The organism is Streptomyces sp. NPDC046985 (genome assembly GCF_040644415.1).
GTDB lineage: Bacteria > Actinomycetota > Actinomycetes > Streptomycetales > Streptomycetaceae > Streptomyces.
Genome location: NZ_JBEYWK010000010.1, coordinates 58,598 through 74,947 on the forward strand (window position 1 = coordinate 58,598; position 16,350 = coordinate 74,947).

The window sequence follows — 16,350 nt, forward strand, 5'->3', positions numbered from 1 at the left end:
CGGTGATCTGGCGCCTTCGGTGTTCTAGGCGCCCTCAGTGCTCTGGGCTCTGGCGGGCGTCCGCTCAGGCGAGCAGCGCCTCGATCGTGCCCTCGTGGGCCTCGCGCAGCTCCGCCAGGCTCAGCGCGAACGCGCCCTGCACCTCGACCGCGTCGCCGTCCACGACGCCGATGCGGGCGGCGGGCAGCCCGCGCGCACCGCACATGTCGGTGAAGCGCAGCTCCTCCGAGCGCGGCACGGCGACGACCGCGCGGCCCGCCGACTCCGAGAGCAGGAAGGTGAACGCGTCCAGACCGTCCGGCACGACCAGGCGGGCGCCCTTGCCGCCCAGCAGGGCGGACTCCACGACGGCCTGGATCAGACCGCCGTCGGACAGGTCGTGCGCGGAGTCGACCATGCCGTCGCGGGAGGCGGAGATCAGCACCTCGGCGAGCAGCCGCTCGCGCTCCAGGTCGACCTTCGGCGGCAGTCCGCCCAGGTGGTCGTGGACCACCTGCGACCAGGCCGAGCCGCCGAACTCCTCGCGGGTGTCGCCCAGCAGGTACAGGAGCTGGCCCTCCTCCTGGAAGGCCGCCGGGGTGCGCCGGGCCACGTCGTCGATCACGCCGAGGACGGCGACCACCGGCGTCGGGTGGATGGCGTCCTGACCGGTCTGGTTGTAGAGCGAGACGTTGCCGCCGGTCACCGGGGTGCCCAATTGCTGACAGCCGTCGGCCAGACCGCGCACCGCCTCGGCGAACTGCCACATCACGGCCGGGTCCTCGGGCGAGCCGAAGTTCAGGCAGTCGGAGACCGCGAGCGGCTTCGCGCCCGTGGTGGCGACGTTGCGGTACGCCTCCGCCAGGGCGAGCTGCGCGCCCGTGTACGGGTCGAGCTTGGCGTAGCGGCCGTTGCCGTCCGTGGCGAGGGCGACGCCGAGGCCGCTCTCCTCGTCGACGCGGATCATGCCGGAGTCCTCGGGCATGGCCAGCACGGTGTTGCCCTGCACGAAATGGTCGTACTGCTGGGTGATCCACTTCTTGGACGCCTGGTTCGGGGACGCCACCAGCTTCAGGATCTGTGCCTTCAGCTCCTCGGCCGACTGCGGCCGGGGCAGCTTGCCCGCGTCGTCGGCCTGGAGGGCGTCCTGCCACTCGGGCCGGGCGTAGGGGCGCTCGTAGACCGGGCCCTCGTGCGCGACGGTGCGCGGGTCGACGTCGACGATCTTGCCGCCGTGCCAGTAGATCTCCAGGCGGTCGCCGTCGGTCACCTCGCCGATGACGGTGGCGATGACGTCCCACTTGGCGCAGATCTCCAGGAAGCGGTCGACCTTCCCCGGCTCGACGACCGCGCACATGCGCTCCTGCGACTCGCTCATGAGGATCTCCTCGGGCGAGAGCGTGGAGTCGCGCAGCGGGACGTCGTCGAGGGTGACGCGCATGCCGCCGGAGCCGTTGGATGCCAGCTCGCTCGTGGCGCAGGACAGACCGGCGGCGCCGAGATCCTGGATGCCGACGACGAGCTTCTCGGCGAACGCCTCCAGGGTGCACTCGATGAGCAGCTTCTCCTGGAAGGGGTCGCCGACCTGGACGGCCGGGCGCTTGGACGGCTTGGCGTCGTCGAAGGTCTCGGAGGCCAGGATGGAGGCCCCGCCGATGCCGTCGCCGCCGGTCCGGGCGCCGTACAGGACGACCTTGTTGCCCTCGCCCGACGCCTTGGCCAGGTGGATGTCCTCGTGCCGCATCACACCGACGCAGCCGGCGTTGACCAGCGGGTTGCCCTGGTAGCAGGGGTCGAAGACGACCTCGCCGCCGATGTTGGGCAGGCCCAGGCAGTTGCCGTAGCCGCCGATGCCCGCGACCACGCCCGGCAGCACGCGCTTGGTGTCGGGGTGGTCGGCGGCGCCGAAGCGCAGCGGGTCGACCACCGCGACCGGGCGGGCGCCCATCGCGATGATGTCGCGCACGATGCCGCCGACGCCGGTGGCCGCGCCCTGGTAGGGCTCGACGTAGGAGGGGTGGTTGTGCGACTCCACCTTGAAGGTGACGGCGTAGCCCTGGCCGACGTCCACGACGCCGGCGTTCTCGCCGATGCCGACGAGCAGGGCGTCGCTCTCGGGGGCCTTCTCGCCGAACTGGCGCAGGTGCACCTTGGAGGACTTGTACGAGCAGTGCTCGGACCACATCACCGAGTACATGGCCAGCTCGGCGCCGGTGGGGCGGCGGCCCAGGATCTCCACGACCCGCTCGTACTCGTCCTTCTTCAGTCCGAGTTCGGCCCAGGGCAGCTCGACGTCGGGGGTCGCGGCCGCGTGCTCGACCGTGTCCAGAGGCGTCCGGCTCATGCGTTGACCAGCTTCTTGAGGATCGAGGTGAAGAAGGGGAGGCCGTCGGTGCGGCCGGTGCCGACCAGCGGCTCGACGGCGTGCTCGGGGTGCGGCATCAGGCCGACCACGTTGCCGGCCGCGTTGGTGACGCCGGCGATGTCCCGCAGCGAGCCGTTCGGGTTGACGTCGAGGTAGCGGAAGGCGACCCGGCCCTCGGCCTCCAGCATGTCGAGCGTGCGCTCGTCGGCGACGTACCGCCCGTCCATGTTCTTCAGCGGGATGTGGATCTCCTGGCCGGCCGCGTAGTCGGCGGTCCAGGCGGTCTCCGCGTTCTCCACCCGCAGCTTCTGGTCGCGGCAGATGAAGTGGCGGTGGTCGTTGCCGAGCATGGCGCCCGGGAGCAGGTGCGCCTCGGTGAGGACCTGGAAGCCGTTGCAGATGCCGAGGACCGGGAGGCCGGCCTTCGCCTGCTCGACGACGGTCTCCATCAGCGGCGAGAAGCGGGAGATGGCGCCGGCCCGCAGGTAGTCCCCGTAGGAGAAGCCGCCGGGCAGCACGACGGCGTCGGTCTGCCGGAGGTCCTTGTCCTTGTGCCACAGGGCGACCGGCTCGGCGCCCGCGAGGCGGATCGCCCGCTGGGTGTCGCGGTCGTCGAGGCTTCCGGGGAATGTGACGACGCCAATACGAGCGGTCACTTCGCGGCCTCCGCCGCCTTCTCCACCGTGACGGTGAAGTCCTCGATCACGGTGTTGGCGAGGAAGGATTCGGCAAGATCGTGAATGCGGGCGAGGGCCGCCTCGTCGACGGGGCCGTCCACTTCCAGTTCGAATCGCTTTCCCTGACGTACGTCGGAGATCCCGTCGAAACCCAGGCGCGGCAGTGCGCGCTGCACCGCCTGGCCCTGGGGGTCGAGGATCTCCGGCTTGAGCATGACGTCGACTACGACGCGTGCCACTGGCACTCCCGGTGTGTGGTGCTGAGCAGGTTCCTTCAGCGTACCCGTACGAAATTTCTACGCGAGTAGACTGGGAGGAATCTACGTGACGGCCGTCACTGTGCGAGAGGACGCGGAGGTCACGGGAAAAGATCTGGAAAAGTCCGGCGCTCCGCACTGGACACGCCTTTATGCGACGGGACACGCGGAGAATTCCAGGCGGGGCTTCACTTGGCAATGCCTGGCACTGTACAAATGAATTGGCAACAGCCGATACTTTTCCGGATTACAGACGGACAGCCGGCGTCTGCGAACCTCTCCGCACGTCTTCCGGGTGACCGCTGGACGGTCTTCCGGAGCAGGTGGTCGCGGGACGCCGCACGAAGGGACCGATATTCGTGGCGCAGCGTGTCGTGGTCACTCTCTCTGACGACATCGACGGCTCGGAAGCGGCGGAGACGATCGCCTTCGGACTCGACGGCAAGTTCTACGAGATCGACCTGAACCGAGCCCATGCCAAGAAACTGCGCAAGGCGCTCGAACCGTACGTGGAGGCGGGCCGCAAGCGCTCGCGGTCGGGCAAGGCGTACCGCCAGACGGAGGTCGCCCCCGATCCCGCGGCCGTCCGGGCCTGGGCGCAGGCCAACAAGATGGACGTGCCGGCCCGCGGACGCATCCCCAAGAAGGTCTACGAGGCGTTCAGCGCGTCCCGGTGAGGCGCGCGGGGGCGGCGGGGGCCGGGCGCGGTCCGGCGGGAAGCGGACGCGGTCCGGCGGGAGCCGGGCGGCGGTCGCCGGGAGCGAGGCCCCGGCGGGCGGACGACGACCCGCGCGGGCGCGCCTCGGGTCCCGCAGTACTCCGGCAGCCTCGGCATCCTCGCCGACGACCCGCGCGGGCGCGCCTCGGGAGGCCGAACGGCGCGGCCCCCGAGGGCGGCCCAGGGTCCGTCAGCGGGCCCTGGACGTACCCGACTTGCGTTACCCCCCCGCTGATCAGCTAATGTCTGGAGCACGCCGAGGGGCCAAGCCGGAAAGCCGAAGCCCACGGAGTCCATGCGGGTGTAGTTCAGTAGTAGAACATCCCCCTTCCAGGGGGAAGACGCAGTGTGCGATCCCTGTCACCCGCTCCGCGCCGCCTGTCCCGACCACTGCTGTGGATCAGGTAGGCTGGTGCTCGCGCCGATCGGTGGAAGCCGGTCGGAGGCAATGCGGACGTAGCTCAGTTGGTAGAGCGCAACCTTGCCAAGGTTGAGGTCGCGAGTTCGAGCCTCGTCGTCCGCTCAGAAAGAAGACCCCGGTCCCTTGGGCCGGGGTCTTCGTCGTTGTGCGGTCGCGCCGTCTGACATTTGTCATGGCGACCGATGACATCGCGTACTGCCGCCGGCGTCCGGCCGCCGCGACGCTGGCCTTATGAACACAGACGAACACGAGCGCGTGATCGAGGTCACCGACCTCCGGCGCGTCTACGGGGGCGGGTTCGAGGCCGTAGGCGGCATCACGTTTCACGTGAAACGTGGCGAGATCTTCGCGCTGCTGGGCGCCAACGGCACCGGTAAGACCTCGACGGTCGAACTCCTTGAGGGTCTGGCCGCCCCGGACGGGGGTCGGGTGCGGGTCCTGGGCCACGACCCGTACAGAGAGCGCGCCGCCGTGCGGCCCCATACGGGGGTGATGTTGCAGGAGGGCGGCTTCCCGTCCGAGCTGACCGCCGCCGAGACCACGCGGATGTGGGCGGGGTGTGTGAGCGGAGCACGTCCGCCCCGCGAGGCGCTGGCGCTGGTCGGCCTCGAACAGCGCGCGGACGTGCGGGTGAAGCAGCTTTCGGGCGGGGAACGGCGCCGGCTGGATCTGGCGCTCGCCTTGCTCGGCGACCCCGAGGTGCTGTTCCTGGACGAGCCGACGACCGGGCTTGATGCCGAAGGCCGCCGGGCGACCTGGAAGTTGGTCCGGGCACTGCGGGACGCCGGGACGACCGTGCTGCTCACCACGCACTACCTGGAGGAGGCCGAGAGCCTTGCCGACCGGCTGGCGATCCTGCACGCCGGACGCATCGCGGCCGCCGGGACCCCGGCGGAGGTGACGGCCGCGCAGCCGTCCCAGATCTCCTTCACGCTGCCCGAGGGCTGCCCCCTCGGCGACCTGCCGTCGCTCTCCGCACTGCGCGCGTGCGACCACGACGTCGACGGGCGCCTCGTCCGGCTGCGTACACAGCAGTTGCAGCACACCGCCACGGAACTGCTGCTGTGGGCACGGCGGAGCGGAGTCGAACTGCTCGGCCTGGACGCCCGGTCCGCCTCGCTGGAGGAGGCGTTCCTCGGCGTCGTCGGAGCGGCCGGGAGGGCCGAAGGGGGCGGGATGGCCCACGGGGCTGGGATGGCCAGGGAGGCCGGGATGTCCGAAGGGGGCGGGATGGCCAGGGAGGCCGGGATGACCCAAGGAGCTGGGATGGCCAGGGAGGCCGGGATGTCCGAAGGGGGCGGGACGGCCCAGCAGTTCAGGGTGGCCCAGGAGCCCGGAGCGGTCCGCGAAGCCGGAACGGCCCGAGGCAAGGAGGCCGTCGCATGAGCGCCGCGCACACCGTTCCTCCGGCCCGGACGAGCGGGCCGCCGACCACTCCGGCGAGCCGGATGGCCGCGCTCGCCCGGGCGGAGCTGACCCTGTTCGTGCGGAGCAGGAGCACGCTGGTCTCCGCCCTGTTCGTGCCGCTTGCCCTGCCTTTGAGCGTGCGGTCGACCGTCGAGCAGATGCACCTGAAGGACACCGGACTCACCGTCGGCCTGGTCATCCTTCCCGCCGCCCTCGGGTTCGCCCTGCTGTTCGCCGTCTACTCCCCGCTCGTCGGCGTGTTCGTCGCCCGCCGCGAGCAACTCGTCCTCAAACGGCTGCGCACCGGTGAGGCGCGCGACGCCGAGATCCTCACCGGGGCGGCACTGCCCGCCCTGGTCACGGGACTGGCGCAGTCGGCGATCCTCGCGGTCGGCTGCATGGCCCTGCTGCACCTGCCCGCCCCGCACGCGCCGCTGCTCGCCTTCCTCGGCCTGCTGCTGGGGCTGGTGCTGTGCGCGGCCCTGGCGGCGATCACCGCGCGCTTCACCCGGACCGCCGAGAGCGCCCAGTTCAGCTCGCTCCCGCTGGCGCTGGTCTCCGTGCTGGGCTCGGGGATCACGGTGCCGCTGGAGCTGCTGCCGCACAGGCTGGCCCACTGGTGCGAACTGCTGCCGCTCACTCCGGTGATCACACTGGTGCGCGGCGGCTGGTCCGGCGAGCTGAGCACCGCCGAGGCCTTTCGCGCGCTGGCCGTCGCCCTGGTCTGGACGGCCGGGGCGGTGTTCGCTGGGGCCCGGTGGTTCCGGTGGGAGCCGAGGCGCTGACGCCGCCTGCGGCGGGCAGAGTCGGAGGGTGAGGGCGTCGGGGCCGGGGAGAGCCAGAGCGCTGAGGGCGTCGGGGTCGGGCAGAGCCGGAACCGGGCAGCGTCGGAAGTAGAGGGACCTGGGAGGTCGGGGCCGGGATTCGGCAGGGGTCGGAACCCGGCAGGGGCCGCGATCCGGCACGAATCGGAAGCGGACAGACCGGGAACGGCCGGGACGGGATCGGACAGGCCCGGATGGGCCACAATCGGCCGGAACCGGGAACGCCAGGGGCCGGGAACGCCGGGGGCCGGAAACGCCGGGGGCCGGAACGGACAGAACCGGAAAACGGCCAGAACCGGGAAACGGCCTGGCCGGGAGCGGATGGAACGGACAGGGGAGGGTCAGCACGGTGTTCCGCCGGATTCGAGGGTGGCAGCGGCGCGAGTGGCGCGAGCGCAGCAAGGCCCAGCGGGTCGAGCTACAGAGTGTGATCACCTTGTGCGCCACGGTCTGGGTGTTCTCGCTGACCTGGCTGGCGCTGCCCCTGATCGACGGGGTGCGCCGCCAGCCGCTGCCCCTGCTCGTGGGCGGGCTGCTGCTCGCCGTGGGCGTGGCGCAGTGCGTGGTCGCCAACCGGCTCGCCCGGCCCGCGCTCGACCACTACCTGGGCCGCGGCCCGCTGCCCGCACGAGCGCTGCGCATGTCCTACGCTCTGCTGGCCGCCGCACTCGTCCTGCCCCTGGTGCTGACCGCCGTCCGAGGGGTCTCCCTGCCGACGGCGCAACTGGCGATCGGCGCCGGACTGCTGCCGTTCGGCCTGCTGTACGGACTGGTGGTGCCGGTGTCCGTGTTCCTGCGCCGCTCCGCCTTGCTGACGGCGGCGCTGCTGGCGGCGACCGGACTCGCCAGCGGCAGCGGCCTGGGCTTGTTCTCGACGGGACTGCTGGCCCTCTGCGCCGCCGGACTGTCCCTGCTGGCCGCGCGCTGCGGCGCTTGGACCCTGGCCGTGCTGTGGGAGGCCGAGCGGGCGCGCGGGATGGAGGCCCGGCTCGCGGTCGCCGAGGAACGGCTGCGGTTCGGGCGCGATCTGCACGACGTGATGGGCCGCAACCTCGCGGTGATCGCGCTGAAGGCCGAACTGGCGGTCCAGCTCGGGCGGCGCGGGCAGCCCCAGGCGGTGGAGCAGATGATCGAGGTGCAGCGGCTGGCGCAGGAGTCGCAGCGCGAAGTGCGCGCGGTGGTCCGCGGCTACCGGGAGGCCGACCTCAGCGCCGAACTCGCGGGAGCGCAGGGGGTGCTGAAGGCCGCGGGCATCGACTGCGCGATCACCGGCGACGCGGACGGCCTGCCCGCCCCGGTGCAGTCGGCGCTCGGCTGGGTGGTCCGCGAGGCCGCGACGAACGTCCTGCGGCACGGCGACGCCCGCCGGTGCGCGGTGTCCCTGCGGGTGGCCGACGGCCGGGCCGTCCTGACCGTCGAGAACGACGGGGCGCCCGCGTCCGCCGCCGACCGCCCCGGCTCCGGACTCGCCGGCCTGCGCGAACGCCTCTCCCAGCTCGACGGCACGCTCAGCGCCGGACCCGACGGCCCCGGCCGCTTCCGGCTGACCGCGCGCGTGCCGCTGCCTCCCGGCGCGTCCGGGGCGGTGAGCGAGGACGACGCGCCTCGCGCGGACGGGTCGGCCGGGACAGCGGACGGCCTGCCACGGGAGAACGGGGCGCCGTCCTCCCGCGAGCGACAGTCGCAAGCCGACGCCGGGGGCACGCGCGGCAGGGGAAAGGCGGCGCTGTGACGGGGAGACGTGCGGCAGCAGAGGGCTGGCCCGTAACGACCGGCGGCGATGCAGAGGCGACGCCGTGACGACCTGCGGCACCGGAAATGCGGCGCCGTGACGACCAGCGGCACCGGAAATGCGGCGCCGTGACGACCAGCGGCACCCGAAAGAGAGCGCCGTGACGAGGACAGGCCATGACGACGACCAAGGGCATCGAGAAGGGGGCGCCATGACGACGACCGAGCCGGTACGGCTGCTGCTGGCCGACGACGAGCACCTCATCCGCGGCGCCCTCGCGGCGCTGCTGGCGCTGGAGGACGACCTGCTGGTCGTCGCGGAGGCGGCGAGCGGGCCGGAGGCTCTCGCCATGGCACGGGCGCACGCGCCCGACGTCGCGGTGCTGGATCTCCAGATGCCGGGCGCGGACGGTGTGGAGGTCGCCACATCGCTGCGGGCGGAACTGCCCGGCTGCCGGGTGCTGATCGTGACGGGTCACGGGCGGCCCGGACATCTCAAGCGAGCGCTGGCGGCCGGGGTGCGCGGCTTCGTCGCGAAGACCGTCAGCGCCCGGCGACTGGCCGAGATCATCCGCACCGTGCATGCCGGAAACCGCTACGTCGACCCCGAGTTGGCCGCCGACGCGATCTCCGCCGGAGACTCCCCGCTGACCGTGCGCGAGGCCGAGGTGCTGGAGCTGGCCGCCGACGGCGCGCCGGTGACGGAGATCGCCCAGCGGGCCGCGCTCTCCCCGGGAACCGTCCGGAACTACCTGTCGTCGGCCGCCACGAAACTCGGCGCGGAGAATCGCCATGCGGCAGTGCGGCTCGCACGCGAGCGAGGTTGGGTATAGTTGCTCTCGCGCCACAGCGCAGTGCGGACGTAGCTCAGTTGGTAGAGCGCAACCTTGCCAAGGTTGAGGTCGCGAGTTCGAGCCTCGTCGTCCGCTCCGTTCGAAAGCCCCGGTCCCGCGGACCGGGGCTTTCTTCGTGCGCTCGGCCGGCTCAGCTCCAGCTCATGCCCGTCAGCCGCTCGTACGCCTCCACGTACTTCGCGCGGGTCGCCTCCACCACCTGGCCGGGCAGCGGCGGCGGGGGCTGCTCGCTCGCACGGTCCCAGCCGGACTCGGCGGAGGTCAGCCAGTTGCGGACGAACTGCTTGTCGAACGACGGCTGCGCGCGGCCCGGCTGCCACTCGTCGGACGGCCAGAAGCGGGAGGAGTCCGGGGTGAGCACCTCGTCGCCGAGCACCAGTTCCTCCCCGTCGAAGCCGAACTCGAACTTGGTGTCGGCCAGGATGATCCCCCGCTCCCGCGCGATGTCCCGGGCCCGGGAGTACACCGCGATGGTGGTCTGGCGCAGTTGGGCCGCGGTCTCCGCGCCGACCTGGCGGGCGACCTCCTCGTAGGAGACGTTCTCGTCGTGCTCGCCGACCTCGGCCTTGGCGGCCGGGGTGAAGATCGGTCCGGGCAGCTCGGAGCCGTCGATCAGGCCCTCGGGCAGGGTGAGGCCGCACACCGTGCGGGTCTCGTCGTACTCGGCCAGGCCCGAGCCGGTCAGGTAGCCGCGGGCCACGCACTCGACGGGGACCATGCGCAGCGACTTGCAGACCAGGGTGCGGCCCGCCCAGTCGTCGGGGGCGCCCTCGGGGACGTCGGCGCTGATCACATGGTGCGGGATCAGGTCGGCGAGCCGGTCGAACCACCACAGGGAGAGCTGCGTGAGGACGCGGCCCTTGTCGGGGATCTCGGTGGGCAGCACCCAGTCGTAGGCGGACAAGCGGTCGCTGGCGACCATCACGAGGTCGCCCGCCTCGTTGCGGTACAGCTCGCGCACCTTGCCGGTGTGCAGATGCACCAGGCCCGGGACCTGAATCGGTTCGGGCTTTTCGACGAATCCGGACACGGTTCCTCCCCGTGGTTCTGTCCAATGGGTCGATTCTCCCGTATCGGACGGGCGACGGGGACGGCGGGTGCAGGGACGGGGGACGGAGGGACTGGCGCGTCCCGATAGGCGAGAGGGGGCGGGTGGTGGGCGAGAGGAGGCGAGCGGTGGTTGAGAAGGAGGTAAGGCCGGCGCCGGCGGTCAGACGCGCTTGCTTATGTGGTCCAGCAGGTTCGCGGTGGCTCGCTGGATGCGGGGGTCCATGTGCCCGGGGCGGTCCAGGGCCGGGGACCAGGCGAAGGTGCCCGAGGCGAACACCAGCGCCCCGGACGGCGCCCGGTACAGGGACGTCTCCTGATGGCGCGGGACGCCCTCGGCGTCGTCGTACGGGGAGTGCGCCAGCAGGATGCGGCCCTCGTGGTCGGGCAGCGGGGTGCGCGGGAAGTACCGGTCGGCCTCGCCCGCGACCAGGCCCTCGATCTCCTCGCCCTCCCGCGCCCCGGTCGCCTCCCACAGCCAGTGCGAGGCGTTGCGCACGATCAGCGGGTGCGGCTCGGGGACGCGGCCGGCGTACTGGATCCCGACCACCTGCTGCTCGGGGCGGTCGGCCTCCCGCCACAGCGCCGGGCGCCCCGGCCCCTTGCGTTTGCGGCAGGTCAGCAGGCGGTCCGGCACCCCGGACGGCGAGGGGCCCAGCTCGACCTGCCAGTACATGGTGTTGGCGGAGAGGAACACCAGCGACGTGCCGTGGTCGCGGGCACGCTCCACGGCGCGGCGCATCGGGACCGACCAGTACTCGTCGTGCCCGGGGAAGACCAGGCCGCGGTAGCGGGTGGGATCGACCCGTCCGGCGTGCAGGTCGCGGGCGTCGGCGTAGGCGACGTCGTAGCCGTAGCGCTCGGCCCAGCGGATGAAGTCGTAGGCGTGGCCGACGTGCAGGGGCAGGCCCGCGCCCGCGTAGGGGCGGTCGAAGGAGACCGTGGTCGCCGCGTCGGCCTCGCCGAGCAGCCGCCCCTCCTCGTCCCAGGCGTGGTAGAGACTCGCGCCGGTGCGGCCGTCCTCCGGGTAGAGGTTGTAGGCCTGCCAGGTGACGTCGGGCAGCAGCAGGAGCAGGTCCGCCGGCCGGTCGTCGCGCACGGTGAACGGGATGTGGGAGCGGTAGCCGTCCGCCGTGGTCAGCACCGCGACATACGCGCCGACGCTCCAGTACGAGGGGACCTGGAGCCGCCAGGACATCCACCAGTGGTGGCAGGAGACGGTGCGGTCCGCGGTGAGCGGCCGGGGCTGGACCATGCCGGACAGCCGGGGGCTGGTGGTGATCTTCGCGGCGCCGTCGCCGTCGTAGTGGCCGATGCGGTAGACGTCGACGCTGAACTGCTGGGGCGGATCGACGGTGATGTGGAAGTCGATCGCCTCGCCGGGCGCGACGGCGCCGCGGGAGGCGAAGCCCTTGATCTGGCGGCGCACGTCGTCGGCCGCGCGGGGGCCGCCCCCGCTGGACCGGGGCGCGGGCACCCGGGTCGCCGTCGCGGTCCCCCGCGCCGTGCCCCCGGCGCCGGACGTCGTCCCGGCGGCGGACTCCGGGGGCGGGTCGACGTACCAGGGCACTACGTGTCCGGTGTCGTCGAAGTACGTCTCGCCGCCGCGCAGCCACGGCACGGGGCCCAGGCCGAAGGGGTCCGTCACGGCGTGCGCGAGTGCTCCCGACTCCCAGCGGCGGATCCGCTCCGGTGCCATGGCCGCTCCCCTCCCTCGTCCCCCCGTGGTCCGGCGTGTGCCTCGGTCTCGCGTGAGGCACTTGGCGCCCGTGGTGCCTTTGGCGCCTGTGGTCTCCCTGGCGCCCGAGATCCCGTGCGGCCCGTGTTGCTCGCCGGGTTCTCCCCCGTGGTCGGGCGGACGGTCCGTACGGTCTCGCGGCGGGTCGGGCCTGTCGTATGTCGCGCGCGTTTGCCAGAAGCGCTGTCGGTTCCAGCACACCACATGACTCGCGCATGTTGTCACTGCTCGTTGCGAAATGACCGAAAGTGGAAGTGGGGAGTCCGGTAGGTCTCGGGCGGGCCGGGCGTCTGCCGAGGTCAGACCAGGCGTATGGGCTTTTCGGGGCGTATGCCCGCGTCCACCAACCACGTGCGCAGCGGGACGGCGTCGCCGTCCTCGACCAGGGCCCGGACCCTGGGACCGAGGTCGGCGGCTCTCTCGCCGTCGAGCAGGAGGGAGGGACCGTCGAGCCAGTCCAGGCCCGGCGCGGCGCCGGCGGTGTCCACCGCCGCACAGCAGACCATCGCGGTGACGTGGTCGGCCAGGAGGTCTCGTCCGGTGCGTGGCGGCTGGAGGGGGAAGAGGGGCAGCGGGCCCTCATCCCAGGGCAGGGCGTCGGGTATGCGGCCGTCGGCCACCGTCGCCGTGCGGGTCGGCGGCGCGGCGGCCTGCTCCCGGGCCAGCTCCGCGCTCAGCCCCGCGGCGAGCGCGGCACTGCGCTCGTTGCCCAGGTCTGCGTCGTCCTCGGGGGCGGAGGCTGTGGCGGTGGTGGGGGCGTCGGGGGCGGTGGCGTCGGTGGGGAGGGCGGCTGCTGCCTTGGTCCCGGTGGCGGGGGCGTCGGTGGCGGAGGCGTCGGTGGCGGCTGCGTGGACGGCGGCCGTATCGGTGCCGGTCGGGGCGGCGGTGGCGGTGGCGGTTACATCGGTGTCGGCCGCGTCGGTGACGGAATCGGTGGCTCTGTGGCAGGTGTCCGCGGGGTCGGCAGTCGTGGGGTCGGCGGTCGTGGGCCCGGGGTCCGGGGTGGCGATGGTCGCGGGTTCAGCGGAGCCGTGGTGTGGGTCGGCGGTCGCGTGCCCGGGGTTCTCGCTCCTGCCCGGCTCTGCGCGGCGGCCTTCTTCGCCGCGGTGCTTGTCGGCGGTCCTGATCCCGGCAGAGGCGCCGTCACCGTGGTCACCGTCGTCACCGACAGCGGCGCCCGCGGTGGCCCCCCTGGGCGCCGACGGGATCGCGAGGTGGTCCAGGACGCGGGCCAGGGTGGGACCGTGCGGGTCGGGCGTCCGGGCGCCCGGGGAGCGGCGGACGCCGAGGGTGTCCAGGACGCGGTGGAGGCGGGCGGCCTCGGCACGCCACTTACGGTCGACGACCTCCTCCGGGTACTCCTGCCAGCCCACCGGGGACCAGTCGGGACCGCGCCCGGCGGGGCCGCCGTGGAACAGCCGCGCGGCCAGCAGCGAGGCGGCTTCGTCGACCGCGCCGGGCTCCTCAAGGAGGTCGCAGGCGGGGCGTTCGCCAAGCCGGGAGGCGAACCCCTCCGCCAGACGGTCACGGCGGGACAGCTCGGTCAGGGCGGCGACCACGCCCGCGTCCAGCCGCGAGGGCCAGCGGCCCATGCGCCACGCGGGCAGCGCCACCCGGGTCAGCAAGCGGTCCCAGCCCGCGTACGCGAGCCCCACCTGCTCCTGGGCGACGATTCGCAGGCCGTAGTCCACCGCCTGGGCGCGATCGGCCGCCGCGGCCGCCACGCCTCGCTCCATCTCGGCCGCGTCCTCCCGGCAGCCGCGCAGCAGCAGCCGCGCCACCCAGCCGACGCCCGCGCACACCGCGTGCGACAGCGGACAGCGGCCCGGCGTCGCCGCGACGGCCACCGCCGCGTCGAGCCCGCGGACGAAACGGCGGGCCGCGGCTATGTCCGGGTGCGCCGAGGGACCCGTCCCGGCGACCACCGGGGCGAGGACGGCGCGCAGCTCCCCGACGCGCATCCACCACAGGAACGGGGAGCCGATGACGAGGACCGGCGCCGTCGGCGCGCGGCGCGTGCGGGACGCGGACACGCCGCGCACCCCTTCCGCCTCCGCGCCCTCCCCGCGCCGGTCCGGCGCCGGCGGGCCGTGGGCCCGATGGGTGCGGTCCTCCAGCCAGCTATCGCAGTCCGGGGTGAGCGCTATGGCGGACGGGGCAGGGACGTCGAGGCGGTCGGCGAGGTCGCGCACCAGCCGGTACAGGTCCGGGGCGGACTTCTCGGAGACGGGGACCGTCGGGCTCATCGCGGGACGGGACCGGGCGACGACCGCTCCGACGAGCGCCGCGCACAGCAAGACGACGACTGCCGCGGCGCCCACCGCCCAGCGGGCCGCGTCCCAGCCGCTGCCCACCAGTTGCCCGCTGGAGGCGCCGGCGAGCAGCACCACGGCGACGGCGGCGGGCAGCAGGGCGACGGCCAGCGCCCGGCTGCGCACGCGCAGCACGGCGAGGGCTCGGGAGCGCGCGGACTGCGCGCCGATCTGCACACCGGTTCCGGTCACGGCCGGACGTCACCCCCTCACGACTGTCCTGACTGCCCTGGGTTGCTCACTCCCCCACTGTGGCACCCGCCACTGACATCGCAATGCCGGTGGGCCAAGTGCCGGACCGCATGCGCCGCACCCTAGTTGCGGCCCGGTCCCCCGTCAGCCGGATGGAGCATCGCTCACTCGATGGAATGGCTTTGGTCAGAGGTGCGTGACAGAAAGCGAGGATCAGGCCCCGGATCGCCTACACGGGCACACGCCCGCAGCGGGCCGGCCACGCGGCCCGGTCACCCGCCGGCGGCGGCCTTCGCGGCGATGTCCGTCCGGTGCTGGGAACCGTCGAGACGGATGCGTCCGACGGCGGCGTAGGCGCGCTCACGGGCCTCGGTCAGGTCCGTGCCGCTCGCGGTGACCGACAGCACCCGTCCGCCCGCGCTCACGACGGCGTCGCCGTCGCGCCGGGTGCCCGCGTGCAGCACGTACGCGTGCGGCGCGTCCTCGGCGGCCACCTCGTCCAGGCCGCCGATCGGGTCACCGGTACGCGGGGCGCCGGGGTAGTCGTGCGAGGCGACGACCACCGTGACGGCCGCGTCGTCGCTCCAGCGCAGCGGCTCCACGTGGGCGAGGGCCCCGGTGGCAGCCGCCGTCAGCACACCCGCGAGAGGCGTCTGGAGGCGGGCCAGGACCACCTGGGTCTCCGGGTCGCCGAAACGGGCGTTGAACTCGATCACCCGGATGCCGCGACCGGTGAGCGCGAGACCGGCGTAGAGCAGACCGGAGAACGGAGTGCCCCGACGGCGCATCTCGTCGACCGTGGGCTGGAGAACGGTCCGCAGCACCTCGTCCACCAGGTCGGGCTCGGCCCACGGCAGCGGCGAGTACGCGCCCATGCCGCCGGTGTTCGGGCCCTCGTCGCCGTCCAGCGCGCGCTTGAAGTCCTGGGCGGGCTGGAGCGGCACGACCGTCTCGCCGTCGGTGACGGCGAAGAGGGAGACCTCGGGGCCGTCGAGGTACTCCTCGACGACCACGCGCTCGCAGGCCGCCGCGTGCGCGCGGGCGGCCTCGACGTCGCCGGTGACGACGACGCCCTTGCCCGCGGCGAGGCCGTCGTCCTTGACGACGTACGGGGCGCCGAAGGCGGCGAGCGCCTCGGCGACCTCCTCCGGGGTCGTGCACACGTAGGAACGGGCCGTGGGGACTCCGGCGGCCGCCATCACGTCCTTCGCGAACGCCTTGGAGCCCTCCAGCCGCGCCGCCTCGCCGGAGGGGCCGAAGACCGGGATGCCCGCCTCGCGCACGGCGTCGGCGACTCCGGCGACCAGCGGCGCCTCCGGGCCGACCACCACGAGGTCCGCGCCCAGCTTGGCGGCCAGCGCGGAGACGGCCGCGCCGTCGAGCGCGTCGACCTGGTGCAGCTCGGCGACCTCGGCGATGCCGGCGTTGCCGGGCGCGCAGTGCAGCGCGGTGACGTCGGGGTCGAGGGACAGGGAACGGCACAGGGCGTGCTCGCGGGCGCCGCCGCCGATGACGAGGACCTTCACGGGGTCAGCCTAACGGCAGAAGGGAGCCGCGGTTTGTGCGGGTTGCCCAGGGGGCGGGACGCGGGGGCTCGTAGGTTCCTCTGAGGAAGGGTTGTGCGGTGGGGAGTGTGCTGGGGGCTTGTGTCGGGGAGGCCGAGCGGAGGCGGCTGCTTTAGGCGGCGGCCCTGCGGCGACCCTGCGGGAACGGCCTCATTCGGGGCGGCCGCATGTGAGTGGCCTCCCCTTAGAGGGGGCGACGTTTCCGCTAGAGGGGGTGACGTTTCCGCCGTGGACGTCTCCGGGACGACGGCTCCTCCGGGGCG

11 protein-coding genes, 3 tRNA genes and 1 pseudogene are annotated in these 16,350 nt (G+C 73.2%); 8 read left to right on the plus strand and 7 right to left on the minus strand.

The window, feature by feature from the left end; genetic code table 11:
• Positions 1-64: 64 nt before the first annotated feature.
• Genes purL through purS form a run of 3 tightly spaced genes read right to left on the minus strand, consistent with a single transcriptional unit; the run spans position 65 to position 3,260 of the window.
• Entirely contained in the window at positions 65-2,323 is a 2,259-nt protein-coding gene (gene purL, locus ABZ861_RS15135; RefSeq protein WP_361629484.1) for a phosphoribosylformylglycinamidine synthase subunit PurL, read from the minus strand.
• Positions 2,320-3,000, minus strand: a complete 681-nt coding sequence (purQ, locus tag ABZ861_RS15140) for a phosphoribosylformylglycinamidine synthase subunit PurQ (RefSeq protein ID WP_361629487.1) — start codon at positions 2,998-3,000, stop codon at positions 2,320-2,322. Before purQ ends, purL begins: the two co-directional genes overlap by 4 nt.
• The gene (gene purS, locus ABZ861_RS15145; protein ID WP_361629490.1) at positions 2,997-3,260 is read right to left on the minus strand and encodes a phosphoribosylformylglycinamidine synthase subunit PurS; all 264 of its coding nucleotides are present in this window, start codon (positions 3,258-3,260) and stop codon (positions 2,997-2,999) included. Before purS ends, purQ begins: the two co-directional genes overlap by 4 nt.
• A gap of 377 nt (positions 3,261-3,637) precedes the next feature.
• Here purS and ABZ861_RS15150 point away from each other — a divergent pair, with 377 nt between their 5' ends.
• The 8 genes and pseudogenes from ABZ861_RS15150 to ABZ861_RS15185 all read left to right on the plus strand — a co-directional run bounded on the left by ABZ861_RS15150 (position 3,638) and on the right by ABZ861_RS15185 (position 9,308).
• Positions 3,638-3,955, plus strand: coding sequence for an Lsr2 family protein (locus ABZ861_RS15150; protein WP_361629493.1), 318 nt, complete (start codon positions 3,638-3,640; stop codon positions 3,953-3,955).
• Between the two features lie 338 nt (positions 3,956-4,293).
• A tRNA-Gly gene (locus ABZ861_RS15155) sits at positions 4,294-4,365 on the plus strand.
• Positions 4,366-4,446: 81 nt separating this feature from the next.
• Positions 4,447-4,519, plus strand: a tRNA-Gly gene (locus ABZ861_RS15160).
• A gap of 129 nt (positions 4,520-4,648) precedes the next feature.
• Positions 4,649-5,560 (plus strand): annotated as a pseudogene (locus tag ABZ861_RS15165) (ABC transporter ATP-binding protein); the annotation flags it as partial.
• Positions 5,561-5,799: 239 nt separating this feature from the next.
• Positions 5,800-6,609 (plus strand): ABC transporter permease, encoded by an 810-nt coding sequence (locus ABZ861_RS15170; RefSeq protein ID WP_361629496.1) that lies wholly within the window; start codon positions 5,800-5,802, stop codon positions 6,607-6,609.
• Positions 6,610-6,997: 388 nt separating this feature from the next.
• Complete coding sequence (locus ABZ861_RS15175) at positions 6,998-8,380, plus strand: histidine kinase (RefSeq protein ID WP_361629499.1); 1,383 nt, start codon at positions 6,998-7,000, stop codon at positions 8,378-8,380.
• A 211-nt stretch (positions 8,381-8,591) separates the two neighbouring features.
• On the plus strand, positions 8,592-9,212 hold the full coding sequence (locus ABZ861_RS15180) for a response regulator transcription factor (RefSeq protein ID WP_361629502.1): 621 nt from the start codon (positions 8,592-8,594) through the stop codon (positions 9,210-9,212).
• 23 nt (positions 9,213-9,235) lie between these two features.
• A tRNA-Gly gene (locus ABZ861_RS15185) sits at positions 9,236-9,308 on the plus strand.
• A gap of 55 nt (positions 9,309-9,363) precedes the next feature.
• Here ABZ861_RS15185 and ABZ861_RS15190 read toward each other — a convergent pair.
• The 4 genes from ABZ861_RS15190 to purD form a co-directional block, all read right to left on the minus strand.
• Positions 9,364-10,263, minus strand: coding sequence for a phosphoribosylaminoimidazolesuccinocarboxamide synthase (locus ABZ861_RS15190; protein WP_361629505.1), 900 nt, complete (start codon positions 10,261-10,263; stop codon positions 9,364-9,366).
• A 180-nt stretch (positions 10,264-10,443) separates the two neighbouring features.
• Complete coding sequence (locus tag ABZ861_RS15195; protein ID WP_361629508.1) at positions 10,444-11,979, minus strand: N,N-dimethylformamidase beta subunit family domain-containing protein; 1,536 nt, start codon at positions 11,977-11,979, stop codon at positions 10,444-10,446.
• Between the two features lie 338 nt (positions 11,980-12,317).
• Complete coding sequence (locus ABZ861_RS15200; protein ID WP_361629511.1) at positions 12,318-14,522, minus strand: hypothetical protein; 2,205 nt, start codon at positions 14,520-14,522, stop codon at positions 12,318-12,320.
• A 272-nt stretch (positions 14,523-14,794) separates the two neighbouring features.
• Positions 14,795-16,048 carry a phosphoribosylamine--glycine ligase gene (gene purD, locus ABZ861_RS15205; protein WP_361629514.1) on the minus strand — a complete coding sequence of 418 codons (1,254 nt, stop codon included), beginning with the start codon at positions 16,046-16,048 and terminating at the stop codon, positions 14,795-14,797.
• Positions 16,049-16,350 lie beyond the last annotated feature (302 nt).